Raw genomic sequence first — 7,563 nt, forward strand, 5'->3', positions numbered from 1 at the left:
GGAAATTAAGAGGACCCCGCGCACCCGGCAGAGCCCGTTGACCCTTGCTGCCTTCCGGCCCTGGGGGAGTTCACAGGATGCGCGCCGCGCGGGATCCATCGGCAAGTGTAGAGGAACGAGCGCCCCGGCGGCGAACCCGCCCCCGCAGCACCCCTGGAATCAGGGTGCGACGTGCCCGTTTGGCAAGTTGGGGTCTCCATTCGGTATGCTTCCCCACGGAGGATTCGCCTAGTGGCCTATGGCGCTCGCCTGGAACGCGGGTTGGGTTAACGCCCTCAGGGGTTCAAATCCCCTATCCTCCGCCACGGAACCCCGTGGGGCGCACAGCGTCCCACGGGGTTTCTGCTTTTCCGGTCCCCCTGTTCGCGTACCGGGCCGATCTCGGGCACGATGCGTCTCGTGACCGCGGACGACAATTTCCCGCTCGGCGGCGACGCCGACCACGAGCAGGCTTCGGTCTGGGTGGAGATGCTGGACCGGGAGATCGACGAGGTGTCCGCAGCCATCGAGAAGACCGAACAGAAGGCCCTCGCCGAACACCGGGTGGGGGCCGTGGACCGGGCGCGCCGGTTCGACGCCGAGGTCGAGCGGCTGGGCGCCCAGCTCCGCGAGCTGCACCGCATGCGCCGCAATCTCACCCACCGCTTCAGCTGACCGAGAGATCACGGCGGTGTGTGCTACTCGCAGGCGACGCCGTCCCCGTCACCGTCCATCTTCGGCCGGTAGCCGGGCTCTCCCACATACAGCGGTGCGGCTCCCGCGGCCCGGGCCGCCGCGCAGTTCTTGTAATACACCTCCGCCGGAGCAGGGGCCGGCTCGGCGGGGGCGGGCGCAGGTGCAGGTGCAGGTGCAGGAGCCGGCGAGGGTGCCGGCGCAGGTGCGGGCGCCTGGCGCGTCGTCGTGGTGGGCGCGGGTGCAGCTGCGGGAGCCCCACCTCCGCATTCGGTGAGGACCCGCGCCATCGCGTCGTGCTCGGCCTGCGTCACCCACAGGCCGTAGATCGCCTTGACCTCGATCTGCCGCGCGACATACGTGCAGCGGTACGCGCGGTTCGGCGGCAGCCAGGTGGCGGCGTCGCCGTCGCTCTTCTGCTGGTTGGTCGGCCCGTCCACGGCCTGGAGGTTGCGCGGGTCGTTGGCGAAATCGGCCCGGGTGCCCGCGTCGAGTTGCTGCGCGCCCTTCTGCCACGCGTCCGACAACGCGACGACATGGTCGATCTGCACCGCGGTCGAGGTGTCCTGCCCGCGGGTGAACGCGATCGTCGTACCGGTGTACAAGTCGTTCAGGGTTCCCGACGCGACGACGCAGTCGCGGGTACCGGGCCGGTAGACGATATCGACGAGGTCGCGTCGCAGGATGTCGTTGCGGGTGTCGCAGCCGTTGCCCCCGAACTCCACCGACACGTCATCGCTCCACGCCTGGCCGAACAGGTCGCGGCTGTACCCGGTCTTGGGCGCGCGCCCCTTGATCGGCAGGGTCGCCAGCCGGGCCAGGGCCTCCGACGAATCCGCCGACGCTGCCGGGTTCGGTGCGGTCGTCGAGGTGGAGCGCGTCGTGGTGGGGGACGGTGTCGTCGTGGGGGTTTCGGAGCTCGGCACCGGGGACTGTTCGGAAGTCGCCGCCGGAGCGACGGAAGTGTCCTCGGTGGTCGAATCACAACCGGTGAGGGTCAGACCCGCGACCGTCGCGACGACGAGCAGGGACAGCCGGGACGACAAGCGGGGCAAGGACATCGAGGGAACTCCTGAGAACGACGGCGCCGGACGGCTCCCCTTGTCCATCGCGCCCACGACGCCCGGTCGTTACACCACGTAAGCATCCGGGAGCCGACGTGGTCGGCATCCCGGAGGGAACGGTTCCTACTATCGTCTGGTGGTCGGTTACGGCAGGCAGTTGCAGGGACTCGCGATCGCGCTGTCCTCTCTCGCAGGGTTCATCGATGCCCTCGGGTTCATCACCCTGGGCGGTGTGTTCGTGTCGTTCATGAGCGGCAACTCCACGCGCTTCGCGGTCGGCACGGCCGACGGTGCGTGGCAGACGGTGGCGCTCATCGGCGGTGTGCTCGCGCTGTTTGTGCTCGGAGTGATTCTCGGCAGCGTGGTAGCGGAACTGACCGACCGAGACCGGCGGACCCGCAAGACCGCCGTCCTCGCGACGGTGACCGTGTTGCTGACGATCGCCGCCGCGGCCGTCTTCGTGGACTGGACGCCGGTCGCCGTGATCGCGATGACCTTGGCCATGGGAACGGAGAACTCGGTGTTCCGGCGGCTCGGGGAGACGACCGTCGCCCTGACCTACATGACGGGTGCGCTGGTCAAGATCGGGCAGCGGATCGCGGCGGCGTTCTTCGGTGGTCCGCGCTGGAGCTGGCTGCCCTATCTGGGCCTGTGGGGCGGCCTGGTGACGGGCGCCGTTCTCGGCGCGCTCGCCCACCGGGTGCTGGGGCTGCACGCCCTGTGGATCGCAGCGGCGTTCGCAGCCGCGCTGACGGTGTCGGTCCGTTTCCTCTCAGATCGCGAGCTCACCGACGGGGCGTGATTCCCGCCTCCCCGTACGTTCGTATGGTGGAGAGCTCGGCTACGGTGCTCCCCATGCGCACGCGCCCCTACATCACCACCAGCCCCACCAGGCTTGCTGCGGCCCTGCTCGACGTGGCCGCACGCAACGGTCTCGACGCGGCGAGTGTGCGGGAGGTGGCCAACGAGGCAGGGGTCTCGATCGGGGCGGTGCAGCACCATTTCCCAACCAAGGACGAGATGCTCGCGTACTCGTTCCGCACGCTCTCGGACCGGGTGCTGAACCGGCTGACGAACGTCGATCCCGACATCGATCCGGCGCGCACCCTGTTCTCCGCGCTCAGCCAGCTGCTCCCCCTCGACGAGGAACGTGGCAGCGAGGTGCACGTGATGTCGGCGTTCGCCGTGCGGGCGGTCACCTCCCCCACGCTGAGCGCCATCCGCACCGCCACCCTGTTCACGATCCGCACGGGCATAGCGCGCGTATTGATCCGCGCCGGTACACCCGACCCGGAGACCCGGGCCGCTCTGCTGCTCTCGGCCGCGAACGGGCTCGCACTCGACGCGGCGGCGAGCCCCGAGCTCTACCCGCGCGAGTATCTGACCCACGCTCTGCACGCCCAGGTCCAGCTCGTCCTCGACGGCGCCGACGCGCACTGACCCGCGCCCCGGAATCCGGGACGCGGGTCGGTGATTGCAGTCGGACCGTCCTGTCAGTGGGCCGACCAGCCGCCGTCCATCGTGTACGACGCGCCGGTGACCATCCCGGCTTCGTCGGAGGCCAGCCACGACACGAGCGAGGCCACCTCCTCCGGCTCGACCAGCCGGGTCACCGCCTGATCGGTGAGCAACACATCCGAGAGCACGCGATCCTCCGGGATGTCGTGCGCGCGGGCCTGTTCCGAGATCTGCTTCTCCACCAGCGGGGTGCGGACGTAACCCGGATTGACGCAGTTGCTCGTCACGCCACGGGGACCGCCTTCGAGCGCGACGACCTTGGAGAACCCCTCGAGGCCGTGCTTGGCGGTGACGTACCCGGCCTTGAACGCCGACGCCCGCAGCCCGTGGACCGACGAGATGTTCACGATCCGGCCGAAGCCCCGCTCGTACATGCCGGGCAGCGCGGCCTTCACGAGCAGGAAGGGCGCCTCGACCATGAGCGTCTGGATGCGGCGGAAGTCGGCGAGGGCGAAGTCCTCCACCGGCCGCACCACCTGGATGCCGGCGTTGTTGACGAGGATGTCGACGTCGAGGCGGAGACCGTCGAGGCCGTCGGTGTCGAGCAGGTCGACACCCCACGCCTCTCCCCCGATCTCGTGGGCGAGCGTCTTCGCGGCGACCTCGTCGACGTCGGCGACGGTCACGCGGACTCCCTGCCGGGCGAGGGCGCGAGCGCAGGCCGCCCCGATCCCGCCGACACCACCGGTCACGAGTGCGGTGCGGGCCCTCATGCCGAGATCCTGGCGTTCTCGGCGGCCTTCTTCTGGGCGACCGTTTCCGCGTCCGCGGCGTCGATGTCGCGCAGCGAGATGCCCTTCGTCTCCCGGGCCACGATCACCGCGACGATCGTGATCAGCGACGAGCCGAGCAGATAGAAGGAGATCGGGACCGACGACTCGAAGCGGCTGAGCAGACTCGCGGCGATGATCGGGGCGAGCGACCCTGCGACGATCGAGGTGACCTGGTAGCCGAGGGAGACGCCCGAGTAGCGCATGCGGGTCGGGAACATCTCCGCCATGATCGCCGGCTGCCCCGCATACATGAACGAGTGGAAGACGAGTCCGATGACGATCGCCGAGATGATCCACGCACTGTTGCCGGTGTCCATCATCGGGAAGGCGAGGAAGCCCCAGGCACCGGCGGTGACGGCACCGATCATGTAGACGGGACGGCGTCCCAGCGTGTCCGACAGTCGTCCGACCATCGGGATGATCACGAAGTGCACGGCGTGTGCGGCGAGCATCCACCACAGGATGTGGCTGGTGTCGGCACCGACGACGATCTTCAAATAGGTGATCGAGAAGGTGACGACGAGGTAGTACATGACGTTCTCGGCGAACCGCAGGCCCATGGCCGTGAACACGCCGCGCGGGTAGCGCTCGAGCACCTCGAAGACGTTGAACGACGTCTCCTTCAGCTTGTCGGCCTCCTGCTGCGCCTCGAGGAAGATCGGGGCGTCGGTGACCTTGGTGCGGATGTAGTAGCCGATCAGCACGATGACGGCCGAGAGCCAGAACGCGACTCGCCAGCCCCACGACAGGAAGGCCGATTCGGGCAACGTGGTGGTGAGGACGAGCAGGACGATCGTCGCGAGGAGATTGCCCATCGGCACACCGGCCTGCGGCCACGACGACCAGAATCCGCGCGAGCGATCGGGGCTGTGTTCGGCGACCAGCAGTACCGCGCCGCCCCACTCGCCGCCGACCGCGAAGCCCTGGATGAACCGGAGCGTCACGAGCAGTGCCGGCGCCCAGTACCCGATGGCACCGAAGGTCGGCAGGCAGCCCATCAGGAAGGTCGCGACGCCGACCATGATGATGCTGGTCTGCAGCAGCTGCTTGCGTCCGAACCGGTCACCGAAGTGGCCGAAGACGATCCCACCGAGCGGCCGGGCGACGAAGCCCACGGCGTAGGTGACGAACGCCGCGATGATCGCGTCGAGTTCGTTGCCGCCGTCGGGGAAGAAGACTTTGGCGAAGACGAGGGTCGCGGCGGTGCCGTAGAGGAAGAACTCGTACCACTCGACGACGGTGCCCGCCATGGACGCACCGACGACCCTGCGCAATGCCGACGGTGAACTCTCCGGTCCATCCGTTCGTGCCTGTTCGACGCTCATGCCTGCACCCTCCCGGGACGCTGTGTGACGGGGAACACTTCCAAACACATATGCCGAGTATCGGTACGCACATTTGCATCCACAATGACGCGATTCGCAGATGCGATCTGCAAAACTGCACACATGAGCGTGCCCTCGGCCGATGACCTCCTCGTCCTGCTCGCCGTCGGGCGCAGTGGCAGGTTCACCAGCGCCGCCGACGACCTGGGCGTCAACCACACCACGATCTCCCGGCGGATCGCCGCGCTCGAGCGCAGCCTCGGCGGTCGCGTGCTCACGCGGTCGGCGGCGGGATGGGAACTGACCGACCGCGGTCGCGAGGCGCTCGAGGCCGCCGAACGCATCGAGGCCGCGGTCGGAAGTCTGCGGAACCCCCGGGGTGAGCGCCGCCTCGAGGGCGTCGTGCGTATTTCCGCCACCGACGGCTTCAGCGCCCACATCGCCGCCCCGGCCGGCGCGCTCGTGCGGCAACGCCATCCGGGTATCTCCGTCGAGATCGTCGCGACCACCCGTCGCGCCTCACAGCAGCGGTCCGGCATGGACATCGAGGTGGTCGTGGGACGCCCGCAGGTGCATCGGGCCGAAGCGCACCGTCTCGCCGACTACAACCTGGGCCTGTATGCCTCGCGCGATTATCTCGCCACGCACGGTTCCCCGACGTCGGTCCGCGACCTGCGTGAGCACACCCTCGTGTACTTCATCGATTCGATGCTGCAGGTCGACGATCTCGACGTCGCGCGGCGCATCGCCCCCGACATGCAGGATTCGATCAGCTCGACGAACGTGTTCGTGCACGTCGAAGCGACCCGCGCCGCCGGAGGACTCGGTCTGCTGCCGTGCTTCATGGCCGATCGGCACCCCGATCTCGTCCGGGTCCTGCCCGGCGAGGTCGAGGCGCGTCTGGCCTACTGGCTCGTCGCACGCTCGGAGACGCTGCGGCAGCCGGAGGTCGCGGCCGCGGTCACGGCGATCCGGGAGGTCGTGCACGCCCAGCGAGCGGTACTCCTGGGGGTCGCTCGATAGAGTGCACGGGTGTCACTTTCGGACGAGGACGAAGCAGGAGCGGGTCGCTTCGCACCGAGTCCCTCCGGCGACCTGCACTTGGGCAATCTGCGCACCGCCGTCCTGGCGTGGTTGTTCGCGCGGTCGACCAACCGTCGGTTCCTGGTCCGCGTCGAGGATCTCGACCGGGTGCGTCCCGGCGCGGAGCAACGCCAGCTCGCGGATCTCGCGGCGATCGGTCTCGACTGGGACGGCCGGGTGGTCCACCAGTCCCGCCGCCGGCGCCTGTACGACGAGGCGATCGCGCGACTCGAGCAGGCCGGTCTGACCTACGAGTGCTACTGCACCCGACGCGAGATCCTCGAGGCCACCTCCGCACCCCACGCCCCTGCGGGCGCCTATCCGGGCACCTGCCGCAACCTCACCGACGAGCAGCGGGCCGAGCGCCGGGCCTCCGGCCGCGCCCCCGCGATCCGGTTGCGGGCGACCGAGGAGTGGTTCACCGTCCACGACCTGCTGCACGGAGATTTCACGGGCATCGTCGACGATCTCGTGTTGCGCCGCAACGACGGAACCCCCGCGTACAACCTCGCAGTGGTGGTGGACGACGCCGACCAGGGCATCGATCAGGTGGTACGCGGAGACGACCTGCTCACTTCCGCGCCCCGGCAGGCCTGTCTCGCACACCTTCTCGGACTGTCGGAACCCGTCTACGCGCACGTGCCGCTCGCGCTCGACAAGGAGGGTAAGCGACTGGCCAAACGGGACGGCGCGGTGACACTGGCCGATCAGCTCGCGCTCGGTCACACGGCCGCCGACGTGCTGGGCACGATCGCCGTGTCGCTGCGGCTCGCCGACCCCGGCGAGCCCGTGTCGCCGGAACTGTTGCTGGACCGCTGGAATCCCGTGCGACTCCCCCGGGATCCGTGGGTGTTCACCCCGTCGGAGGAAGGCATCCGATAGGACACGATGCGGACATAGCGGATGCGGACCCGAGATGATGTCCGTACTCTCTCGGAAGTGTCCGATCCCGGAGACGAGAGGCAGCCATGACCACCGGTGGTTACGACCCGAATCAGGATCCGAAGAACCCGGGTGGTTATCCGCCACCCGGAAGCTATCCGCCGCCCTCGGGCGGTGGCACTCCCCCGCCGGGTGGGAACTATCCGCCGCCCGGCAACTACCCCCCTCCGGGGAACTACCCCCGGG

The 7,563-nt window shown here is 68.8% G+C and carries 8 protein-coding genes, 1 tRNA gene and 1 other RNA gene; 6 read left to right on the plus strand and 4 right to left on the minus strand.

What is annotated here, in order from left to right:
* Positions 1-5: 5 nt before the first annotated feature.
* Positions 6-100, minus strand: an RNA gene (ffs, locus tag A5767_RS09935) — signal recognition particle sRNA small type.
* Between the two features lie 117 nt (positions 101-217).
* On the opposite strand from ffs, the gene A5767_RS09940 reads away from it, so the two are divergent.
* Together A5767_RS09940 and A5767_RS09945 are read left to right on the plus strand one after the other, a co-directional pair.
* A tRNA-Ser gene (locus tag A5767_RS09940) sits at positions 218-305 on the plus strand.
* Positions 306-390: 85 nt separating this feature from the next.
* Positions 391-654, plus strand: a complete 264-nt coding sequence (locus tag A5767_RS09945) for a hypothetical protein (RefSeq protein ID WP_006552507.1) — start codon at positions 391-393, stop codon at positions 652-654.
* Positions 655-677: 23 nt separating this feature from the next.
* Here A5767_RS09945 and A5767_RS09950 read toward each other — a convergent pair whose 3' ends face one another.
* The gene (locus A5767_RS09950) at positions 678-1,733 is read right to left on the minus strand and encodes a GmrSD restriction endonuclease domain-containing protein (protein WP_082937652.1); all 1,056 of its coding nucleotides are present in this window, start codon (positions 1,731-1,733) and stop codon (positions 678-680) included.
* Between the two features lie 139 nt (positions 1,734-1,872).
* Between A5767_RS09950 and A5767_RS09955 the strand changes: the two genes are divergently transcribed.
* Both A5767_RS09955 and A5767_RS09960 read left to right on the plus strand, forming a co-directional pair.
* Positions 1,873-2,538 (plus strand): YoaK family protein, encoded by a 666-nt coding sequence (locus A5767_RS09955; protein WP_064852204.1) that lies wholly within the window; start codon positions 1,873-1,875, stop codon positions 2,536-2,538.
* 53 nt (positions 2,539-2,591) lie between these two features.
* A complete protein-coding gene (locus A5767_RS09960) occupies positions 2,592-3,176 on the plus strand; it encodes a TetR/AcrR family transcriptional regulator (protein ID WP_024102753.1) in 585 nt (194 codons plus the stop codon).
* Positions 3,177-3,229: 53 nt separating this feature from the next.
* Here the strand turns inward: A5767_RS09960 and A5767_RS09965 are convergent, their stop codons facing one another.
* Together A5767_RS09965 and A5767_RS09970 are read right to left on the minus strand one after the other, a co-directional pair.
* Positions 3,230-3,967, minus strand: coding sequence for a 3-hydroxybutyrate dehydrogenase (locus tag A5767_RS09965; RefSeq protein WP_006552511.1), 738 nt, complete (start codon positions 3,965-3,967; stop codon positions 3,230-3,232).
* The gene (locus A5767_RS09970; RefSeq protein WP_064852205.1) at positions 3,964-5,352 is read right to left on the minus strand and encodes an MFS transporter; all 1,389 of its coding nucleotides are present in this window, start codon (positions 5,350-5,352) and stop codon (positions 3,964-3,966) included. Before A5767_RS09970 ends, A5767_RS09965 begins: the two co-directional genes overlap by 4 nt.
* Positions 5,353-5,475: 123 nt before the next feature.
* On the opposite strand from A5767_RS09970, the gene A5767_RS09975 reads away from it, so the two are divergent.
* On the plus strand, positions 5,476-6,375 hold the full coding sequence (locus tag A5767_RS09975; RefSeq protein ID WP_064852206.1) for a LysR family transcriptional regulator: 900 nt from the start codon (positions 5,476-5,478) through the stop codon (positions 6,373-6,375).
* A 9-nt stretch (positions 6,376-6,384) separates the two neighbouring features.
* A complete protein-coding gene (gene gluQRS / locus A5767_RS09980) occupies positions 6,385-7,317 on the plus strand; it encodes a tRNA glutamyl-Q(34) synthetase GluQRS (protein WP_019290296.1) in 933 nt (310 codons plus the stop codon).
* Positions 7,318-7,563: the final 246 nt, after the last annotated feature.

Origin of the sequence: Rhodococcus sp. 852002-51564_SCH6189132-a (genome assembly GCF_001665495.1) — a bacterium.
Taxonomy (GTDB): domain Bacteria; phylum Actinomycetota; class Actinomycetes; order Mycobacteriales; family Mycobacteriaceae; genus Rhodococcus; species Rhodococcus pyridinivorans.

What these genes read in the sequence shown, in the direction of transcription:
- A5767_RS09975 (WP_064852206.1), top strand. Translation starts at nt 5,476, where the DNA reads ATGAGCGTGCCCTCGGCCGATGACCTCCTCGTCCTGCTCGCCGTCGGG.
- A5767_RS09960 (WP_024102753.1), top strand. Translation starts at nt 2,592, where the DNA reads ATGCGCACGCGCCCCTACATCACCACCAGCCCCACCAGGCTTGCTGCG.
- A5767_RS09950 (WP_082937652.1), bottom strand. Translation starts at nt 1,733, where the DNA reads ATGTCCTTGCCCCGCTTGTCGTCCCGGCTGTCCCTGCTCGTCGTCGCG.
- A5767_RS09970 (WP_064852205.1), bottom strand. Translation starts at nt 5,352, where the DNA reads ATGAGCGTCGAACAGGCACGAACGGATGGACCGGAGAGTTCACCGTCG.
- A5767_RS09945 (WP_006552507.1), top strand. Translation starts at nt 391, where the DNA reads ATGCGTCTCGTGACCGCGGACGACAATTTCCCGCTCGGCGGCGACGCC.
- A5767_RS09965 (WP_006552511.1), bottom strand. Translation starts at nt 3,967, where the DNA reads ATGAGGGCCCGCACCGCACTCGTGACCGGTGGTGTCGGCGGGATCGGG.